Annotated in this window: 20 protein-coding genes; 9 read left to right on the plus strand and 11 right to left on the minus strand. The window is 69.9% G+C overall.

The genetic code is table 11. The annotated features are described in order from the left end of the window. The 4 genes from ACTMTF_RS13660 to ACTMTF_RS13675 all read right to left on the minus strand — a co-directional run bounded on the left by ACTMTF_RS13660 (nucleotide 1) and on the right by ACTMTF_RS13675 (nucleotide 4,232). Nucleotides 1-933: a carbohydrate ABC transporter permease gene (locus tag ACTMTF_RS13660; protein ID WP_397010465.1), complete on the minus strand. Its 933-nt coding sequence runs from the start codon at nucleotides 931-933 to the stop codon at nucleotides 1-3. Beyond that, entirely contained in the window at nucleotides 930-1,796 is an 867-nt protein-coding gene (locus ACTMTF_RS13665) for a carbohydrate ABC transporter permease (protein ID WP_441110919.1), read from the minus strand. Before ACTMTF_RS13665 ends, ACTMTF_RS13660 begins: the two co-directional genes overlap by 4 nt. A 5-nt stretch (nucleotides 1,797-1,801) precedes the next feature. Continuing rightward, on the minus strand, nucleotides 1,802-3,145 hold the full coding sequence (locus ACTMTF_RS13670; RefSeq protein ID WP_441110920.1) for an ABC transporter substrate-binding protein: 1,344 nt from the start codon (nucleotides 3,143-3,145) through the stop codon (nucleotides 1,802-1,804). Nucleotides 3,146-3,239: 94 nt separating this feature from the next. Beyond that, on the minus strand, nucleotides 3,240-4,232 hold the full coding sequence (locus ACTMTF_RS13675; protein ID WP_397010471.1) for a LacI family DNA-binding transcriptional regulator: 993 nt from the start codon (nucleotides 4,230-4,232) through the stop codon (nucleotides 3,240-3,242). A 229-nt stretch (nucleotides 4,233-4,461) separates the two neighbouring features. Between ACTMTF_RS13675 and ACTMTF_RS13680 the strand changes: the two genes are divergently transcribed. Continuing rightward, on the plus strand, nucleotides 4,462-7,722 hold the full coding sequence (locus ACTMTF_RS13680) for a discoidin domain-containing protein (protein WP_441110921.1): 3,261 nt from the start codon (nucleotides 4,462-4,464) through the stop codon (nucleotides 7,720-7,722). Nucleotides 7,723-7,740: 18 nt separating this feature from the next. Here the strand turns inward: ACTMTF_RS13680 and ACTMTF_RS13685 are convergent, their stop codons facing one another. Next, nucleotides 7,741-8,613: a sugar kinase gene (locus ACTMTF_RS13685; protein WP_441110922.1), complete on the minus strand. Its 873-nt coding sequence runs from the start codon at nucleotides 8,611-8,613 to the stop codon at nucleotides 7,741-7,743. Nucleotides 8,614-8,802: 189 nt separating this feature from the next. Between ACTMTF_RS13685 and ACTMTF_RS13690 the strand changes: the two genes are divergently transcribed. The 3 genes from ACTMTF_RS13690 (at nucleotide 8,803) to ACTMTF_RS13700 (ending at nucleotide 10,637) form a co-directional block, all read left to right on the plus strand. After that, a complete protein-coding gene (locus tag ACTMTF_RS13690) occupies nucleotides 8,803-9,549 on the plus strand; it encodes a hypothetical protein (protein ID WP_441110923.1) in 747 nt (248 codons plus the stop codon). A gap of 107 nt (nucleotides 9,550-9,656) precedes the next feature. Continuing rightward, complete coding sequence (locus tag ACTMTF_RS13695) at nucleotides 9,657-10,370, plus strand: maleylpyruvate isomerase family mycothiol-dependent enzyme (protein ID WP_441110924.1); 714 nt, start codon at nucleotides 9,657-9,659, stop codon at nucleotides 10,368-10,370. Between the two features lie 3 nt (nucleotides 10,371-10,373). Next, nucleotides 10,374-10,637, plus strand: a complete 264-nt coding sequence (locus tag ACTMTF_RS13700; RefSeq protein ID WP_441110925.1) for a DUF6343 family protein — start codon at nucleotides 10,374-10,376, stop codon at nucleotides 10,635-10,637. On the opposite strand, the gene ACTMTF_RS13705 is transcribed toward ACTMTF_RS13700, so the two are convergent. The 3 genes from ACTMTF_RS13705 to ACTMTF_RS13715 all read right to left on the minus strand — a co-directional run bounded on the left by ACTMTF_RS13705 (nucleotide 10,605) and on the right by ACTMTF_RS13715 (nucleotide 12,134). Then, the gene (locus ACTMTF_RS13705; protein ID WP_441110926.1) at nucleotides 10,605-10,946 is read right to left on the minus strand and encodes a DUF3040 domain-containing protein; all 342 of its coding nucleotides are present in this window, start codon (nucleotides 10,944-10,946) and stop codon (nucleotides 10,605-10,607) included. The genes ACTMTF_RS13700 and ACTMTF_RS13705 overlap by 33 nt on opposite strands. Nucleotides 10,947-11,101: 155 nt before the next feature. Next, nucleotides 11,102-11,347 (minus strand): type B 50S ribosomal protein L31, encoded by a 246-nt coding sequence (locus ACTMTF_RS13710; protein ID WP_397010485.1) that lies wholly within the window; start codon nucleotides 11,345-11,347, stop codon nucleotides 11,102-11,104. Nucleotides 11,348-11,375: 28 nt separating this feature from the next. Further along, a complete protein-coding gene (locus ACTMTF_RS13715) occupies nucleotides 11,376-12,134 on the minus strand; it encodes an SDR family NAD(P)-dependent oxidoreductase (RefSeq protein WP_441110927.1) in 759 nt (252 codons plus the stop codon). A 194-nt stretch (nucleotides 12,135-12,328) separates the two neighbouring features. On the opposite strand from ACTMTF_RS13715, the gene recQ reads away from it, so the two are divergent. Continuing rightward, complete coding sequence (gene recQ / locus ACTMTF_RS13720; protein ID WP_441110928.1) at nucleotides 12,329-14,146, plus strand: DNA helicase RecQ; 1,818 nt, start codon at nucleotides 12,329-12,331, stop codon at nucleotides 14,144-14,146. A gap of 15 nt (nucleotides 14,147-14,161) precedes the next feature. Here recQ and ACTMTF_RS13725 read toward each other — a convergent pair whose 3' ends face one another. Then, entirely contained in the window at nucleotides 14,162-14,971 is an 810-nt protein-coding gene (locus tag ACTMTF_RS13725; RefSeq protein WP_441110929.1) for a carboxypeptidase-like regulatory domain-containing protein, read from the minus strand. Nucleotides 14,972-15,463: 492 nt separating this feature from the next. Between ACTMTF_RS13725 and ACTMTF_RS13730 the strand changes: the two genes are divergently transcribed. Next, nucleotides 15,464-15,787, plus strand: coding sequence for a hypothetical protein (locus ACTMTF_RS13730; protein ID WP_441110930.1), 324 nt, complete (start codon nucleotides 15,464-15,466; stop codon nucleotides 15,785-15,787). 63 nt (nucleotides 15,788-15,850) lie between these two features. On the opposite strand, the gene ACTMTF_RS13735 is transcribed toward ACTMTF_RS13730, so the two are convergent. After that, complete coding sequence (locus tag ACTMTF_RS13735; protein WP_441110931.1) at nucleotides 15,851-16,660, minus strand: lysophospholipase; 810 nt, start codon at nucleotides 16,658-16,660, stop codon at nucleotides 15,851-15,853. 124 nt (nucleotides 16,661-16,784) lie between these two features. Here ACTMTF_RS13735 and ACTMTF_RS13740 point away from each other — a divergent pair, with 124 nt between their 5' ends. Then, nucleotides 16,785-17,480, plus strand: coding sequence for a 2OG-Fe(II) oxygenase (locus tag ACTMTF_RS13740; RefSeq protein WP_441110932.1), 696 nt, complete (start codon nucleotides 16,785-16,787; stop codon nucleotides 17,478-17,480). A 20-nt stretch (nucleotides 17,481-17,500) separates the two neighbouring features. Next, nucleotides 17,501-18,067, plus strand: a complete 567-nt coding sequence (locus tag ACTMTF_RS13745) for a hypothetical protein (RefSeq protein ID WP_441110933.1) — start codon at nucleotides 17,501-17,503, stop codon at nucleotides 18,065-18,067. Here ACTMTF_RS13745 and ACTMTF_RS13750 read toward each other — a convergent pair. After that, nucleotides 18,064-18,762, minus strand: a complete 699-nt coding sequence (locus tag ACTMTF_RS13750) for a helix-turn-helix domain-containing protein (RefSeq protein ID WP_397010501.1) — start codon at nucleotides 18,760-18,762, stop codon at nucleotides 18,064-18,066. The two genes, ACTMTF_RS13745 and ACTMTF_RS13750, sit on opposite strands and share 4 nt — an antisense overlap. A gap of 177 nt (nucleotides 18,763-18,939) precedes the next feature. Between ACTMTF_RS13750 and ACTMTF_RS13755 the strand changes: the two genes are divergently transcribed. Next, on the plus strand, nucleotides 18,940-19,389 hold the full coding sequence (locus ACTMTF_RS13755; protein WP_441110934.1) for an SRPBCC family protein: 450 nt from the start codon (nucleotides 18,940-18,942) through the stop codon (nucleotides 19,387-19,389). Nucleotides 19,390-19,400: the final 11 nt, after the last annotated feature.

Here is a 19,400-nt window from a genome sequence, read left to right on the forward strand (position 1 = left end):
TCATCCTTTTATGGATCCGGCGGTCAGGCCCGCCATGATGTGACGTTGGAAGATGAAGAAAACGATGATCGTCGGGATGCTCGCGACGACCAGGCCGCCCATGATGGCGTTCTGCGTGACCATGCCCGCGGTCTGCGACAGGCCGACGCTGAGCGTCATCATGTCGCTGTCGGTCATGACGAGCAGCGGCCAGACGAAGTCCTTGAAGGAGGTGACGATGGTGAAGATGGACACCACGCCGAGGATCGGCCGGGAGATCGGCAGCACCACCGACCACAGCACCCGCAGCGAGCCGGCGCCGTCGATCTGCGCCGCCTCGATCAGCTCCCTGGGGATCGAGTCGAAGAAGCGCTTGAGCAGGAAGATGTTGAACCCGTTGGCCGCCGCGGGGAACCACAGCCCCCACGGGTTGTTCAGCAGGCCCAGGTCCACCACCGTGACGTAGAGCGGGATCAGCACGACCATGGCCGGGATCATCAGCGTGGCCAGCATCGCGCCGAGGATCACGCCGCCGAACATCGGCCGCAGCTTCGACAGCGCGTAGGCCGCCGACACGTCGACCGCCATGCAGAACAGCCAGCCGCCGAAGGAGTAGTAGGCGGTGTTCCACAGCAGCGTGCCGAGGTCGAACAGGTCCCACGCCTCGACGTAGGCGTCCAGGGTGGGCTCGGCCGGGAAGAGCGTCGGCGGCATCTGGGCGATCTCCTCGCCCGTCTTCATGGCGCCGGTGATCATCCAGTAGAGCGGGAAGAGGAAGACCAGCGTGAAGCTCACCACGACCGTGACCAGCACGGCCCAGTAGATCCGCCTGCCCCACCGGCTGTTCAGCTGGAGCGGGGAGATGATCGTACGGAACTGTGACTCGATCGGCCTGCCACGCCTTCGCCTGGCCCTGCCGTGCCGGGTGCCGGCCCGGGCGCCGACGGAGATCATGTCTTGTCCTCCCGGGTGAGCCGGAGCTGGAAGGCGGCGAAGGCGAGCAGCACGATCATGAGCATCATGCCGAGCGCGCCCGCGGCGCCGTAGTTCTGGTACGTGAAGGCGTACTGGAACAGCAGGTAGGCGACGGTGACGGTGGAGTTCTCCGGGCCGCCGCCGGTGAGCATGTACGGCTCGATGAAGACCTGCATGGTGGCCACGATCTGGAGCATCAGCATGAGCAGCAGGATGAGCCGGGTCTGCGGGATCGTGACGTGCTTGATCCGTTTCCAGATGCCGGCCCCGTCCAGCTCGGCGGCCTCGTACAGCTCCGGCGGGATGTTCTGCAGGGCGGCGAGGTAGATGAGCGTGGCGCTGCCCATGTTCATCCAGGTCGAGACGATGACCAGGGAGATCAGGGCGGTGGTCGGGGAGTCCAGCCAGGCCAGGCCGGGCAGCTGGAAGAAGCCCAGGATCTGGTTGAACAGCCCGGGCCCCGGGTCGAAGAACCACCTGAACAGCAGCACCGCGACGATCGGCGGCAGCATGACCGGCAGGTAGACCACGAACCTGAGGTACGCCCGGGCGTGGCGCAACTCGTTCAGCACGAGGGCGACGGCGAACGGCACGACGTAGCCGCAGACCAGCGCGAGGAACGTGAACTGCAGGGTGGCCAGCCAGGCGTCGGCGAAGGCCGGGTCGCTGACGGCGTAGCCGAAGTTGTCCAGCCCCACCCAGGTGGGCGGGTCGATCAGGTTGGTCGACTGGAAGCTCAGGATGAACTCCCTGGCCATCGGGTACCAGGCGAACACCGCGAAGCAGAGCAGCGCCGCGCACAGGAACCCGTAGGCCGTCAGATTGCGCCTCAGAACCGGCATACAGGTCAGCCCTTGGCGGCCAGCACGGCGTTCGCCTTGGTCTCGGCGTCGGCGAGCAGCTTGTCGATGTCGGCGTCCTTACGGCTGAGCACGCCCGACATGACCACGTCGAGGATGGCGTAGAGCTCCTGCGCGTGCGGCGGCTCGGCCTTCGGCGGGATGGTGGCGGCGGCCTGGACGTACGGCTCGTAGTTCTCGACCGGGAGCGAGGCGTTGGCCTTGCGGTCGGCCTGGATGGCCTTGCCGGTGGCCGAGTCGCCGTAGACGTCGTTGTCGGGCACGCCGACGGGGTTGCCGATGGTCTTGCCGCGGGCGAAGTCGAAGCGGCCCTTGCCGACGGTGTTGTAGCGGAAGTCGAGCCACTGGAGCCCGGCCTTCGCCTCGGCGGGCGTGGCCTTCGGGTTGACCATGAACGCCTCGCCGCCGCTGAGCGACGCCTTGGCCTCGGGGAAGCCGGTGATGCCGTAGTCGGCGACGTTGCCCTTGAACTTGTTGACCACGTCGGTGACCACGTCGGGGGCGCCGAGCATCATGCCGACCTTGCCGCTGCCCATGGCCATCATCAGCGACTCCCAGCCGACCAGGAGCTTGTTGCCCATGCTGTTGTCGGTCCAGCGCATGTCGTGCAGGGTCTGCAGGACGGCCTTGCCTTCGGGTGAGTTGAAGGCGGCCTGCTTGTTGTCGGGGGTCAGGATGCTGCCGCCGCGGCCGTAGATGGCCTGGGTGAAGTGCCAGCCGCCGGTGTTGCCGCCGGAGTACTCGCCGTAGCCGACGTGGCCGGAGCCGAGCCCGGCGATCTTCTTGGCGGCCTCGCGGATCTCGGCCCAGGTCGTGGGCGGTGTGTTGGGGTCGAGGCCGGCCTCGGTGAAGAGCTTGCGGTTGTAGACCAGGCCGACGCCGTAGTGCACGTTCGGGACGCCGTAGATCTTGCCGTCCTTGGTGACCAGCTCGCGCACGTCGGAGCGGAGGTCGTTCCAGTTCTTGATCTCGCCGGTGTACGCCGTGATGTCCAGGGCCTGGCCCTTGGCGATCACGTCGGCGTAGTTGGTGACGGGCACCACGAAGACGGTCTCCATCTGGCCGCCGGCCAGCTTCGGCCCGAACGTCTTGGGGTCGAAGCACGGCTGCTGGTCGGTGCTCTTCACGGTCACGCCGGGATGCGCCTTCATGAAGGTCGCCACGTCGTCATCCCACGCCTGGCGCTCCTTGGGCGCCGACTTGGCGGGCTGGCAGGCGACCGTGATCGTCACCTGCTCGGCCCCACCGGCCGAGGGCGTGGCGGGCTCACCCGACCCACAGGCGGACAGGCCGAGCGCGGTGACGACTAAGAGTCCTGTGGATCTCTTCATTGATCTGACCCTTCTGATGCGAGGTGCCCACACCATAGGATCGCCAACGGAAGTCCGCAAGATTTGGACGGACTATTGCAAGATAACGACTGAGTTACGAGGCGCGGACTCTCGCGGTGGAGGCCCGCACGACCAGCTCCGGCTCGAAGAGCAGCTCGTCCGCCGACACCGCGGCCTTGTCGATCTGGGCCACCAGCAGGTCGACCGCGGCCCGGCCCATCGCGTCGATCGGCTGGCGGACCGTGGTCAGCGGCGGGTCCGTGCAGTTCATCAGGGCGGAGTCGTCGAAGCCGATCACCGAAACGTCGCCGGGCACGCTCAGCCCCGCGCGGCGGGTGGCCCGGATCGTGCCGAGCGCGAGCAGGTCGCTGGCGCAGATCACCGCGGTCACGCCGCGCCTGAGCAGCCGGGTCGCCGCGGCGTGCCCGCCTTCGAGCGCGAACATGGTGTGCTCGACCAGCTCGGGGTCACCGCCCTCGGCCAGGAAGGTCGCCAGCTTGCGCCGTGACGGCATGTGGTCCTTGGGGCCCAGCACCATGCCGACGCGCTCGTGGCCCAGCGCCCGGAGGTGGCCCAGCGCCATCTCGGCGGCCACCACGTCATCGCACGACACCTGCGGGAACTCCAGGCGCTCCACGGCGGCGTTGACCAGCACCGCCGGCAGCTTGCGCTCGTGCAGCAGCTCGTAGTGGCCGTGCGCGGCGTCCGCCTGGGCGTACAGGCCGCCGGCGAAGACCACGCCGCTGACCTGCTGCTGCAGCAGCAGGTCCACGTAGTCGGCCTCGGACACGCCGCCGACGGTCCTGGTGCAGAGCACGGAGGTGAACCCCTGCTGGGCCAGGGCGCCGCCGACCACCTCGGCGAAGGCGGGGAAGATCGGGTTCTGCAGCTCGGGCAGCACCAGGCCGACCAGGCGGGCACGGTCGCCGCGCAACTGGGTGGGGCGCTCGTAGCCGAGCACGTCGAGCGCCGTCAGCACGGCCTCACGGGTGGCGTCGGACACCCCCGGCTTGGCGTTGAGCACGCGGCTCACGGTCGCCTCGCTCACCCCGACCTTCTTGGCCACGTCTGCGAGTCGTCGCGTCATGCGCAAACTATACGACAGAATGCGCAAACGCTTGCAACCACTTACGTTGATTCGACGGCAGTCGTTGCGCGAGGCGTGAGACGTACATCATGGGCCTTGACCAGGACCAAGGACAGCGGAACGGCTGCAATTGTCAGTCAATAAGTTGCGCAATCTCATCGGAATATTGCTGAGATGTGCTGGACATCTTATGGTGCGCCCAACCGCACTTCTTCGAAGGGCCACCCCCATGAGAGCACTCTTAGCCGCCCTCACCCTGGTCATCTCCGTCCTCGCCGCGCCGGCCCCGGCGGCGGCCGACAGCAATCTCGCGGCGGGCCGGACCGCCATCGCCAGCGGCCACGCCGACGTCTACCGGGCCGCCAACGTCACCGACGGCGACCAGGCCACCTACTGGGAGTCTCCTAACAACGCCTTCCCCCAATGGGTCCAGGTGGACCTGGGGGCCACCGCCACCATCGACGGCCTCACTCTCAAGCTGCCCACCGGCTGGCCCGGCAGGACGCAGACACTGAGCGTCGAGGGCAGCACCGACGGCACGGCCTTCACCACGGTCAAGCCCTCGGCCACCTACACCTTCGCCCCCACCGCCACGATCGCCGTCAGCGCGAGCGCCCGCTACGTCCGCCTGCGATTCACCGCCAACACCGGCTGGCCCGCCGGCCAGCTCTCGGAGTTCGAGGTGTACGGCGACAGCGGCACGAATCCGGAACCGGGGGCGAACCTGGCGATCGGCAAGCAGATCGACGCCTCCTCGCACACCCACACCTACGTGGCGGCCCAGGCCAACGACAACGACCTGGACACCTACTGGGAAGGCGCCGCCTACCCGAACACGCTGACCGTGCGACTCGGCGCCAACGCCGACCTCACCTCGGTGGTGCTCAAGCTGAACCCGGCCCCCGCCTGGGCCAGGCGCACCCAGACCGTCCAGGTGCTCGGCCGCGACCAGGGCGACAGCGACTTCACCACCCTCGTCCCGCAGGCCACGTACACCTTCGACCCCGCCTCCGGGAACACCGTGACCATCCCGGTCACCGCCACGGCCGCCGACGTGCGGCTGCGGATCGCCGCCAACTCCGGCGCGCCGGGCGGGCAGGTGGCCGAGTTCCAGGTCTTCGGCGCCCCGGCGGACAACCCGGATCTGACCGTCACCGGGCTGGCCTCGACCCCGGCCGCACCCACCGAGACCGACGAGATCGAGCTGTCGGCCACGGTCAGGAACACCGGCACCGCCGCCTCGGCCGCCACCTCCGTCGCCTTCTACCTGGGCGACGACCAGGCCGGCAGCGCGGACGTCGGCGCACTGGCCCCCGGCGCCTCGGCCACCGTCTCCGCCGACGTCGGCACGCGGGACGCCGCCGCCTACGCGGTCAGCGCCAAGGTGGACGAGGACGAGGAGATCTTCGAGCAGGACGAGACCAACAACACCGCCTCCGGCACCCTGACCGTGCGGCCCGTCGACACCGCCGACCTGGTCGCGGCCCCTGTGGCCTGGACCCCGAGCAACCCGGCCCGGGGCGACACCGTGACCTTCTCCGTGGCCGTCAGGAACCAGGGCACGCGGGCCAGCAGCGGCGGCTCCCACGGCATCACGCTCACCGTGACGAACCAGTCCGGCGACGTCGTGCGGACCCTCACCGGCGCCACCGGCGGCGTGCTCGCCCCCGGCGCCACCAGCGCACCGGTCGATCTCGGCACCTGGACCGCCGCCGACGGCCGGCACACGGTCAAGGTGGTGCTCGCCGCCGACCCGGAGGAACTGCCGGTCAAACGGGACAACAACACCAGCACGCAGCCGCTCTTCGTCGGCCGCGGCGCGAGCATGCCGTACGACATGTACGAGGCCGAGGACGCCGCGGTCGGCGGCGGCGCCACCCGCCTCGGCCCGAACCGGACCGTCGGCGACCTGGCGGGCGAGGCGTCCGGACGCCGTGCGGTGACGCTCGGCGGCACCGGCTCCTACGTCGAGTTCACCACCCGCGCCAGCACGAACACGCTGGTCACCAGGTTCTCCATCCCGGACGCGCCGGGCGGCGGCGGCATCGACTCCACCCTGAACGTCTACGTCGACGGCGTCTTCCACAAGGCCATCCCCCTGACCTCGCGCCACGCCTGGCTGTACGGCCCGGAAGCGGAGCCGAACAACGATCCCTCCTCCGGCCCGCCCCGGGCCATCTACGACGAGGCCAACATCATGCTGAACGCCACTGTCCCGGCGGGCAGCAGGATCAAGCTGCAGAAGGACGCGGCCAACACCTCCACCTACACCATCGACTTCGTCAACTTCGAGCAGGTGGCGCCGCTGGCCAACCCGGACCCGGCACGCTATGCCGTACCGGACGGATTCACCCACCAGGACGTGCAGGAGGCGCTCGACCGTGCGCGCCAGGACAGCGCGCTCACCGGCGTCTACCTGCCCCCGGGCGACTACCAGACGGCGAACAAGTTCCAGGTGTACGGCAAGGCCGTCAGGATCGTCGGCGCCGGCCCGTGGTACACCCGCTTCCGCGCGCCCGCCGGGCAGGCCAACACCGACGTGGGGTTCCGTACCGAGGCGTCGGCCAACGGCTCGACCTACGCGAGCTTCGCCTACTTCGGCAACTACACCTCGCGCATCAACGGGCCGGGCAAGGTCTTCGACTTCAGCAACGTGTCGGACATCACGATCGACGACCTGTGGGTGGAGCACCAGGTCTGCATGTACTGGGGCACCAACACCGACGACATGGTCATCAAGAACTCGCGGATCCGGAACGTGTTCGCCGACGGGCTCAACATGACCAACGGCAGCACCGGCAACCTCGTCTCCAACATCGAGACCAGGTCGACCGGCGACGACAGCTTCGCGCTGTTCTCCGCCATCGACAACAACCAGGGCGAGCAGCACGGCAACGTCTACGAGAACCTCACCTCGCTGCTCACCTGGCGGGCGGCGGGCGTGGCCGTCTACGGCGGCTACGACAACGTCTTCAGGAACATCTACGTCGCCGACACGCTGGTGTACTCCGGCATCACGATCAGCTCGCTGGACTTCGGGATCCCGATGCACGGCTTCGGCGCCGACCCGCCCACCCGGTTCGAGAACATCTCCCTCGTCAGGGCCGGCGGGCACTTCTGGGGGGCGCAGACCTTCCCGGCGCTGTGGGTGTTCTCGGCGTCGAAGGTGTTCCAGGGCATCCGGGTCAGCGACCTGGACATCGTGGATCCGACGTACTCGGGAATCATGTTCCAGACGGGATACGACACCGGCGGCCGGCCACTGAACCCGGTGACGGACACCGTCTTCGACAACGTCTCCATCAGCGGGGCGCGCAAGAGCGGCGACGCCTTCGACGCCAAGTCCGGCTTCGGCATCTGGGTCAACGAGATGCCCGAGACCGGCCAGGGCCCGGCGGTCGGCTCGGCCACCTTCACCGGCCTGCGGTTCAGCGGCAACGCGCAGGACATCAGGAACGCCACGTCGACCTTCACGCTCGACATCGACTAGAGCTCGCCTGAAACGCGACTAGAGCTCGCCCCTGGTGGGCAGCCCCTGCCAGTCACTCGCGCTGGTCACCGCGGCGGCGCTCAGCAGCGTCCCGCGGTGCAGGCGCTCGGGCGGGGTCAGCCCGTCCAGGGCCGCGCTGATGTACCCGGCCACGAACGCCTCCGCCGACCCGGAGGTGTCCACCACCGGCACCTGCGGGCCCGGCGCGTCGTAGCGCATGCGGTCCGACCGTACGCTCGCGCCCTTCGCGCCGCGGTCCACCACGACCTCGCGCTCGGGCGTGAGCGCGGGCTTGACCAGGTCCAGCTCGTCCTGGTGGACGAAGAGCAGGTGGGAGTCGCAGGCCAGCTCGGTCAGCGCCTCCTCGGCCTCGCGGACCGAGGCCCACAGCTCGGGCCGGTAGTCGACGGCGAAGGAGATCATCACCTCGGCGTTCCTGGCCGCGCTCACCGCCGACCGCACCGCCTCCAGCGTGTCCCGGCCGAGCGCCGCCGTGACGCCGGAGACATGCAGCATCTTCGACGCCCCGATCCGGTCGATCGGCACGTTCCCGGGAGTCAGCGCCGACCCGGCCGAGCCGGCGCGGAAATGGGTGGTGCGCGGGTCCAGACCCACCCGCGTGTCACGCAACACCAGGCCGGTACGACCACCCTGCGTCACCCGCATGTCGGCCACGTCGACGCCCTCGCCCCGCAGCACCGTCAGCACCCGCGCGCCCAGCTCGTCGGCCCCTACTTTGCCCAGGTAGGCACAGGTATGGCCGAGTCTGGCCAGGGCGACGGCGAGGGTGAATTCGGGGCCGCAGACGTCGAGTCTGGCCTCATGCTCGTGCCGGACACGGCCGCTGGACACGACCCCGAGCGCCTCGCCCAGGGTGTAGACGTCGATCATGGACACAGACTGTAGTCGGTTAAGGTCACATCAAAATTTTTTTGCGGCGACAGTGCAGGTAACAGCCGTGATCCAATCTTTCCCACAACTTTAGACAACCTTTTCCCCATACTGTGGCTCTAAGCAGTAAAGGATCCGGCCATCCCGGGCCGGGTCCAAAGCGATACGGGGAGAGGAATCAGCACCCTCATGCGTAAGCTCGCTGTAGGAATCATCTCCGCCCTGGCCGGCGGAACAATGTTGATGTCCGGTGGCGTCGCCACCGCCAGCACCACCACCACGGCCGACCCTGAGGTCGAGATCGTCGACATCTCGCCGAACCCGGTCGAGGTCGAGTGGCGCGGTGAGACGACCGCCAACTTCAAGGTCAACGCGACCTCGGACGTCGAGAAGGTCGAGCTCACCGTCTCACCGGCCACCCGCAACGCGCGGACCATGGCGGCCAAGGAAGTCAAGCCGCTGGAGGACTGGCGCTTCTCGGTGCCGTTCAACTCCCGCGACTACGAGGGCAAGTGGCGGGCCACCGCCGTCGCCTTCGACAAGGACGGCAAGCGAGTCGCCGAGGACTCGTCGTTCTTCTCCGTGGACGTCCAGAAGCGCAGGTCGAAGGACGACACTCGGATCATCGGCTTCGAGGCGTCGCCGTCCAAGACCTTCAAGGGCCGGACGGTCCGCTTCTCCGGCCGCCTCCTGGTCGAGGACGGCAGGCGCTGGGACACCCTGAGCCACGCCAACGTCTCCATCTACTACCGGGCCAACGGCTCCAGTGGCTGGAAGTGGGTCGACTCCGACAGGACCGACCGTCGTGGCAAGTTCGACGCCTCGACCCGCGCGTGGAAGAGCGGCAGCTACAAGGCCGTGTACAAGGGCAGCTGGCGGACGGACGACACGTCCAGCCGCAGCGACTACGTGCGCGTCTACAGCTGGCGCCGCTAGTCAACCCTGAGTGAGGGCCCGGCCGTCGGCCGGGCCTTCGCCATCTCCGGAGGCTTCTCCGGAGGCTTCTCCGTGAGAGGCGGCGTCCCGGGGGTAGCGTCCGCACCATGGGTGACGACGTGCTGCACGAACTCGACCGGTTCGACCCGTTCGACATCTTCGACGCCGAGGCGGCCAGGCTCGACCGCTTCTTCGCCGGCCTCGACGCCGACGGCTGGCAGCGTCCCTCCCGGGCCGCCGGCTGGTCGGTCCGCGACGTGCTCGGCCACCTGGCGGGCGAGGAGCTCTACAACCAGGCCTGCCTCGACGGCACCCTGCCGGACCTGTTCTCCCTGATGGAGCGGGAGGGCATCAGCGGCTACAACGACTTCAACGAGTGGTGCGTACGGCAGCGCCGCGACGTGCCGGTCGAGGAGGTCCTGCGGGAGTGGCGCGCCAAGAACGGCGACACCCGCCGCCGCATGCGCGAGCTCGGCCCGGACGCGTCGCTGGAGACCATGGCCGGCCCCTACCCGGTGGGCAGGCAGGCCTTTCACTACGACTCCGAGTACGCCACCCACGCCGACGACGTGGGCGCTCCCGTCTCCGATGAGGAGGCCGAGTACCGTACGCGCTGGCGGACCGCGATCGGGCGGTTCGCGCTGGCCGAGAGCGAGTCCAAGGCGCAGGTGGAGCAGACCGCCGAGCAGATCTGGGTGTCGGCCGGCGGGGTGAGCGCGTCGCTGTCGCCGCCGGAGTTCGTCGAGGCGACGGTGGGCCGCCTGCCCGAAGGCCACCCGCTGGATCCGCGGCTCGTCTCGGCCCTGCGCTGTCTGGCCTGACTCATGATGTGGCTACGCAACCGCGCGGGCACCGAGCCCACGACCGCACGCAGCCCCGTGCGCGTCCGCAGGATCCTGTCCCTGGCAGCGCTCGTGCTCGCCACCGTGGCGGCCGTCTTCTTCGTCTCGCGGGCGCTGAGCACCGGCGAGGAGGTCTGGGTCTGGGAGGCGGCGATCGCGGCCGCTGTGGCCGTCATCGCGGCCGTCGACCTGCTGGTGCTCAGGCACCGCCGCTCACGCCGTCGCGACGGCCAGCACCAGCAGTAGGAAGGTCAGCACCACGACCACCACGATGAGCCACATGCGACCGGACTGTCGACCGGACTGCCGGCCGGGCTGTCGGCCGCGCGAGTGGCCGCGCGGTCGCTCGGGATCGGCTCGCGGGGCGGGCTCGTCGCCGGGGATCGGGATCGCGTCCCTGGCCCGGGGCAGCTCGTCGTCCTTGCGCCGGGCCGGCACGCCGTCCGACTCGATCTCGTTGATCGCCGCGACCCTCTTGGCGAGCTCCGGGTCATCCTGCTCCAGAGCCTGCTCGATTTCAGCGAGGATGCGGCGCTCCTTCCCAGAGAGACTCATTGTGCGATCACCATCGCTCCCACGCCGGTAAAGCCCTTGTACCCGCTGGTAACTCGGACATGCGGCCTCTTCGGTGAGGAAAGGGAGTGAACGTCGAAGCCCCCGCCCGCCGGGCTTGGACAAGCCGGGCGGAACGGGGGCTACGAGCTCTCGCGTCACATCTTGCCGTAGCGCTGCTTGAAGCGCTCGACCCTGCCGGCGGTGTCCAGCACGCGGCCACGGCCCGTGTAGAACGGGTGGCTCGCGGAGGAGACGTCGACGTCGACGACCGGGTAGGTGCGGCCGTCCTCCCACTCGACGGTCTTGTCGGTGGACACGGTGGACCGGGTCAGCATGGCGAAGCCGACGCTGGGGTCACGGAAGACGACCGGCCGGTAGGACGGGTGCAGGTTCTTCTTCATGCCCCCTCCAACTCGATGGCAACGGTTTTCATTCCCGTGCTTCGGGATCCAGTCCGAGGACCGAGCGGCCGCCGTCGACGGGCAGGGTCACGCCGCTCACGAAGGAGGCCTCGGGCGAGAGCAGGTACGCCACCGCGGCGGCGATCTCGGCCGTGGTGGCGACCCGGCCCAGTGGGTGCAGCCGGGCCATCTCCGCCTCGATCCCGGCCGCCTCCGCCCCCCGCCCGGCCAGGAACCGCTCGTAGCGCTCCGTCGCCACCGAGCCCGGCGCCACCGCGTTCACCCGGATGCCGCTCCTGCCGTACTCGACCGCCAGTGCTCTGGTCAGGGCCTCGACGGCGGCCTTGGCCGTCGAGTACGGCAGGCTGCCCGGGACCGCCCTGCGCGCCTGGTGCGAGGTGACGTTCACGATGGCGCCCGCCGTACCCGAGGCCAGGAAGCGGCGCACCGCGGTGGCGCAGCCGACGACGGCCAGGTCGAGGTTGGCCGTGATCAGCGCGCGGACCTCGGCGATCGGGGCGGAGTGGACGGAGGCATCCCCGAAGACGGCGGCGTTGTTGACCCAGCCCGAGAGCGTGCCCGCCTCCTCCGCGAGGTCTGCGGCCCGGCCGGCGACGGCCTCGTCGGCAGCGTCCCCGATCACCGGGACGACCCGGGGACCGGCCCAGTCGAGGGCGCCCGGGTCGCGTTCGACGGCGACCACGGTGTCCTTCTCCCCCAGGAGCCGCTGCACGACGGCTCGCCCGATACCTCGTCCTCCACCGGTCACCACATAAGACAGGCTCATATCGGTCAGCCCTTCCCACTGACGTGACCGCAATCACCGCATTTCCGGGCATTCCGGGAAAGTGATGGTCGCGTACCGGCGATCACTCAGCTGATCGGATACGGCATGCGGTCTCGGAGCGCTCTCGCCGGTGACTACGATCGCCGTGGGCGAACCTCGCCGGACGTCGACCCCCGAACACGTAAGGTAGCCATATGGATACCTCCCTTGAGGTCCTGCACCGAGTGTTCGGCTACGACTCGTTCCGGACCGGTCAGCAGGAGATCATCGAGCACGTCGTCTCGGGCGGCGATGCGCTCGTGCTCATGCCCACCGGCGGCGGCAAGTCGCTCTGCTACCAGATCCCCGCCCTGGTGCGGCCGGGGGTCGGGGTGGTCGTCTCGCCGCTGATCGCGCTGATGCAGGACCAGGTCGACGCGCTCACCGCGCTGGGCGTGCGCGCGGGGTTCCTCAACTCGACGCAGGACTTCGGCGAGCGGCAGCGGGTGGAGGCGGCGTTCCTGGCGGGCGAGCTCGACCTGCTCTACCTCGCGCCCGAGCGGCTGCGGGTCGAGGCCACCGTGCGACTGCTGGCCAAGGGCGAGATCTCGCTGTTCGCGATCGACGAGGCGCACTGCGTCTCGCAGTGGGGCCACGACTTCCGCCCCGACTACCTCGCGCTGTCGGAGCTGCCCACGCTCTGGCCAGAAGTGCCGCGCATCGCGCTGACCGCCACCGCCACCCCCGCCACCCACGCCGAGATCTCCGAGCGGCTCGGCCTGGAGCAGGCGCGGCACTTCGTGGCCGGCTTCGACCGCCCTAACATCCACTACCGCATCACCACCAAGAGCGAGCCCAAGCGCCAGCTCCTCGACTTCCTGCGCGCCGAGCACCCCGACGAGGCCGGCATCGTCTACTGCCTGTCGCGCTCCTCCGTCGAGAAGATCTCCGAGTTCCTCGTCGACAACGGCATCGCCGCCGTCCCCTACCACGCGGGCCTCGACGCCCGCACCCGCGCCGCCCACCAGGCCCGCTTCCTGCGCGAGGAGGGGCTGATCGTGGTGGCGACGATCGCGTTCGGGATGGGCATCGACAAGCCCGACGTACGCTTCGTCGCCCACCTCGACCTGCCCAAGTCCCTTGAGGGCTACTACCAGGAGACCGGGCGGGCCGGGCGCGACGGGCTGCCCGCCACCGCCTGGATGGCCTACGGCCTGCAGGACGTCGTGCAACACCGCCGCATGAGCCTCGAAGGCGACGACCAGCACCGCCGCCGCCAGGCGCACCACCTCGACGCGATGCTGGCGCTCTGCGAGACGGTGACGTGCCGCCGCGTCATGCTGCTCGACTACTTCGGCCAGAGCGGCTCCCAGCCGTGCGGCAACTGCGACACCTGCCAGACGCCCCCGGAGTCCTGGGACGGCACGGTGCCCGCGCAGAAGGTGCTCTCGGCCGTGCTGCGGCTGGCCCGCGAGCGGCGGCAGAAGTTCGGCGTCGGCCAGATCGTCGACATCCTGCTCGGCAAGACGACCGCCAAGGTGCTCCAGCACGGCCACGACTCGCTGAGCGTGTTCGGGGTCGGCGCCGAGCTGGGCAACTCCGAGTGGCACGGGGTGGTCCGGCAGCTGCTGGCCCAGGGCCTGCTGGCGGTCGAGCCCGACTACGGCGCCCTCGTCCTCACCGACGCGAGCGCCGAGGTCCTGCGCGGCCGGCAGGAGGTGCCGCTCCGCCGCGACGCTCAGCGGCCCGCCCGTGCCGCCAGACCCGCCGGGGGCAAGGCCCGCCCCGCCGTCGACCTGCCGGCGGAGGCCGCGCCGGTGTTCGAGCGGCTGCGCTCCTGGCGGGCCGCCACCGCCAAGGAGCAGGGCGTCCCCGCCTACGTCATCTTCCACGACGCCACCCTGCGCGAGATCGCCACGCTGGCGCCGACGTCACTGTCCGCGCTGGGCACGGTCAACGGCGTGGGCGAGAACAAACTGGCCAAATACGGCGAGCAGGTGCTGGAGACCCTGGCGGGTGACGCCGCGCCGTGACCGCCGGCGGCTCGGTCAGAGTTTCATCTCCAGCTCGATCCAGTAGACGGCGTTGATGTGCTGGGTGAAGTCCGCGACGACCTCGGCGGCGTACTGCCCGCTGTTACGCGGGCCGACCTGGAGCGGGCGCCCCTGATAGTTCGCGCTGATCCGGTAGCGGCCGAGAGGGACGTCCACCAGGCCCGACCCGTCCGGGGTCCGCATCGCCCTCCGGGTGATGGTCTGTCCGGCCGAACCGTCGGCCAGCGGGCCTTCGGGGGTGAGCGTGACCTCGACGTTCTCGTCCTCCAGATAGACCTCTGGATTCTGCGGGTCGACGTTGTCCAGGTAGAACAGCACCGAGCTGCCGTAGTGGCCGAGGCCGTCGGGCCTTTCCCCGGTGAGTTTCCAGGTGAAGTTCCTGACCGCGCCGGTCGGGCCGGCGAAGGAGGTGTCGTCCTCGGGGGCGAGGTCGATCGCGTAGTTCTTGCCGTTGAAGTCGATCTTCATTCTGGCCGTCACGTGAAACGTGGCCGCGACGTCGGTGTCCACCCGGTAGAAGCCGTCGGCGTCGGTCGACACGATGAGATTGCTGTTGTAGAGGAGCTGGTTGTCGGCGGCGATCTCGGCACCCTGGATCGGCCTGCCGTCCGCCCCCACGACCCGGCCCTTCAGCACTCCGGCCTCGACCTCCAGCGTGCCGTTGTCCTGACCCGCCTCGACCTCCTGGGTGCCTTTGCCCTGCTCCGCGCTCACCTGCGTGCTGACCGGAACCGGTCCCCCTGTCGTGATCACGCAACCGCCCAGGGTCACCGTCAGCATGCCGGCCAACAACAGTCGTCTCATGTTGGCAACCTAGTTAGACGATCTTGCAGTGGACTTGCAGCGCATTGTGGGGCGAAGGCGGTACAACCAACCCATCGGGCAGGCCCGTGCCACGACCGACTGGCCCTGACTCGGCCACACCCACGGGGACTGCTGGGAACCCTCCGGGGCGGCCGGTTGTAGAAGAGGCATGGAGTTTCCATGCGGTTGACGATGGTGGTCGCGGCGCTCGTCCTGACGACCGGCTGCACTGCGTGCGCCCAGACGACGGCGGTCACCCGCTCGCCGAACGGGCCGACCACGCCAGGCCGTCCCTCACCAGGCCAACCGGCCGTAACGAGCGGGCCCTCGCCGGGCGGGGCAACCGTAACGAGCGGGCCCTCGCCGGGTGGGCCGACTGCGGTGGGGAGCCCTGGCGGGCGGGTTACCGGTGGCGGGGCCTCGCCTGGGTCGGTCGTGGCGAGGGAGACGTGTGGTGGCACCCCGCTGCTTACCTCTGCCGGGCTTACGGAGGTGCGCGGGACTTCGCAGGGCGCGGAGTTGTGGGGGCTGCTGTTCGCCGAGGTGCCGTTCGCGCGGGGCAAGGAGGTCAAGATCGCCTGGCGGATGACGGGCGAGGGCCCGCTCAAGGCGTCGGCCTCGCTGCCCAGCGGCGAGCGGGCCAAGCTGGTGTGGCTGGAGGAGCACGGCGGGTCGAGCTGGCAGCGCCCCGGCTACGAGTGGGGCACCGGCTGGGTGTTCCCCAAGGCAGGATGTTGGAAGGTGAAGCTTTCTAGAACCCACGGCTCGGGCCACGTCTGGCTACAGGTCGGCAAATCAGCCCGCATATCCGGCTGAGCCGTCAGGTATCGGGCTGCGATGCCGGTGAAGGTCAGTTTCGGGCTGCGGTGCCGGTGAGGGTCAGGTTGTCAGTACGCGGTCGATGAAGGTCGTCACGTCGGCCAGGACCTCGGCCTTGTTCGTCTCGTTGAACACCTCGTGCCTGGCCTCCGGGTAGACCAGCTCGGTGAGGTCGGCGCCCCGGATCTCGTCGATGCCGACGCGGGTGCCGGTGAGGGGGACGAGGCGGTCGTCGGCGCCGTGGATCCAGAGGGTCGGCAGCGCGCCCAGGGCACCCGCCTTGGCGATGGCCTTGATGGTGGCGTCCAGCGCCCGCAGGGTGGGGCGTTTGAAGGGGCCGTGCCAGACGAGCGGGTCGTGAGCGTAGGTCTCGCCCACCGACGGGTCGCGGGAGAGTGTGGCGGTGTCGAGCGGGGTGTCGGGGAGCTCGTCGAGCGCCAGCAGCGTGCCGACCACCTCCCATTCGCCCAGGACGGGGCCTGACAGCACCAGCGCGGCGAGGGTGTCGCCGTAACGCTGGGCGTAGCGGGCGGCGATGAGGCCGCCCATCGAGTGGCCGATGACGACGACGGGCAGGCCCGGATGGTCGGCCCTGGCCCGCTCGTCCACCGTGCGGACGTCGGTCACCACGTCCTCGTAGTCCTCGATGAGCACCCGCTCGCCGTCGGACCTGCCGTGCCCGAGATGGTCCGCGCCGTAGACGGCCGCGCCATGGCGTACGAGGGTGTCGGCCACATGCTCGTAGCGGCCGATGTGCTCGCCGTAGCCGTGGACCAGGATGGCGACGTAGCGCGGGTGCTCGTTCGGCCACACGCGGGCCACGATCCGCCCCCGCGTGCCGGCGAAGCCGTACTCCCGAGATTCCGCCATCTTCGGCCCCCTGTCCGGATTTCGTGGTGAGCGTACGACGTGGCTTCCCCGCCGTCCAGGCGGCCACCCGCTCCGAGGTCCGAAAACCGCCGACTTTCCGCGCGCCGCCGGTGTTGTAAGAGGTATGACCATCAACACAGCCGACTGGACGGCCCTGGCCGGGGAGTTGGACGCGCACGGGTGCGCGCTGACGCCGCCGGTGCTCACGCCGGCCGAGTGCGCGAGCGTCTCCGGCCTGTACGACGAGGCCACGCGGTTCCGATCCACGATCGACATGGAGAGGTACAGGTTCGGGCGGGGCCAGTATCGCTACTTCACCCACCCGTTGCCGCCGCTGGTCGCGCGGCTGCGCGTGGCCTTCTACCCGAGGCTGCTGCCGATCGCCCGCGACTGGGCGGCCAGGCTCGGCAAGCCCGCGCCGTGGCCCGACAGCTTCGACGAGTGGCTGGACCGGTGCCACCGGGCCGGGCAGCCGAAACCGACGCCCATCCTGCTGCGGTACGGGCCCGGCGACTGGAACGCGCTGCACCGCGACCTCTACGGGGATCTGGTGTTCCCGCTCCAGGTCGTCATCGGGCTGGACCGGCCGGGCGAGGATTACGCGGGCGGCGAGTTCCTGCTGGTCGAGCAGCGACCTCGGGCTCAGTCGCGCGGCACGGTGACCATGCTGCCGCAGGGCCACGGGCTGATCTTCACCACGCGTGACCGCCCGGTCAGGTCCGCGCGCGGCTGGTCGGCCGCGCCGGTCAGGCACGGCGTCAGCACCGTACGCTCAGGCCGGCGCCACACGCTCGGCCTCGTCTTCCACGACGCCGCTTGACGCCGGAGCTGGAGACGCTCATGAAGCTGCTCTCCTCGACGCGGCCACGAGTAGAGGCGGTCGTGGTCGGCCTCACCCGTCCCAGCCGTGACGTCCCGCTCCCGGCCGGCCACACCCGTCCCAGCCAGGACGTCCAAGCCCCAGGCAACCACAGCCCTGGCGTCCCCGTACCGGCCGGTCATCGGCGGGACGCCGCCGCGCATGCGGAGGCGTTCGCCCAAGCGGAGGCGTTCGCGCAGACGGAGGTGTTCGCGCAGGTCGAGGCGTTCGTGCGGGCGTGGGGAGGCACCGTGCTGGCCGTGGTGGACTGGCCGGAGGAGGCGGCGTCCTGGCTGCGGCAGGCCAGGCGGTTCGCCGCCGGGCCGCCCGACGCGTGGGTCGTCGCCGGAGCGCCCCTGGGCTGGGCCCGGATGAGCACCCGCCTGCGACGGAGCACGGACTGGGCCCCGGAGCGCACGTTCGGCTTCGCCTCCACCGCCCGCGCCGTCGCCCTGGCCGAGCCGGGAACGCTCGAAGGGATGCGCGGGGCGGACGAGGACGGCGGCGTCTGGCGGCTGGGCCGCAACCTGATCCACCGGGAGCGCTAGGCGGGTGACTGGTCCGTGACGTAGTCGAAGTCGTCGTAGGACAGCGTGCGGCGCAGGATCCGGACGATCTTGCCCGGGTCGTCGTGCGGTCCCGGCACGTAGAACGGCCTGCCCTGCCTGCCGAAGGTGATGGCCGACGGCCCTTCCCACGCGCCGAGCAGAGCGGCGGGTGCCGCGAACTCCTCGTCGGACTTGAAGCCGAGCGTGCGGGCATAGTCGGTGGAGCCGAGGACGAGGTGCCGGGCGAGCTCGATCGACGCCTCCTGATAGCCCTTGTACTCGCCGAAGAAGAACTCCCTGAACCGGCGCAGCTCCCGCTCGTCGAACACCTCGGGGCCCATGTAGTTCTTGACGCCGGTGCAGTAGACGTCGGCCAGGAAGCCGGCGACCGACAGCTTGTCCCAGCCGTGGCGCCTGGCGACCAGCACCGACACCATGCCGCCCTCGCCGGCGTCGGGCGCCTCGTCGGTCCAGCCGTGGGCGGGGTCGACGCCGAGGCCGACGCTCCAGCCGACGTTGACCCAGCAACCGACCAGCTCGGGCTCGCGCTCCGGGTCGGCGCTCTCGGCCGCGATGGCGCGCACCAGCGGCGCCACGGCCGACGGCGGCACCTTGAGCGTGCGGGCGATCTCCTTCGGCGAGCGGCCCTCGGCTCTCAGCTCGCGTACGCGGTCCTTCAGTTCTGCGCTGTCCACCCGCGCAGACTATCGGTGAACCGGCCCCCACCCGCGCGGCACGCTCATCACCAGGAAACGACCTTCAAGCGACGCGCCCTTACCCCGAAGCCTGAAGGCGGCATGAAGGGGATCGTAAGCGCGGCCCGGCATCGTGATGGTCATCAAGCCGCACCGCCTCTCCCGAAGGGCCACACCATGATCCAGACCGCCGAGTACGAGATCACCCGCGTCTTCGACGCCCCCCGCCAGCGCGTCTTCCAGGCGTGGACCGAGCCCGAGCACTTCTCCGCCTGGTTCGGGCCGCACGGCCTGACCGCCCCCGTGGACCGGGTCGCCATGGACGTGCGCCCCGGCGGCAGGTGGCAGGCGACGCTCTGCGGCGAGGAGGACTTCGAGGTCACTCTGGACGGCGCGTACCGCGAGGTGGCGGCGCCGGGTCGCCTCGTCTTCACCACCGGCGACCCCGACAACCCCGGCGACGGCCCCGCCTCCGTGGCGACGGTCGAGCTGACCGAGGCCGGCGGCAGGACCACGATGCGCTTCCACCAGTGGGGCGTGAACACCGACCAGGAGCACGCCGACGAGGCCAAGGTGGGCTGGCTCGAGTTCTTCGACCGCCTGAACGACCACCTCACGTCCGCGTGACCCGGACAACG

Origin of the sequence: Nonomuraea sp. ZG12, assembly GCF_052068115.1 — a bacterium.
In the GTDB taxonomy this organism is placed as follows: Bacteria; Actinomycetota; Actinomycetes; order Streptosporangiales; family Streptosporangiaceae; genus Nonomuraea.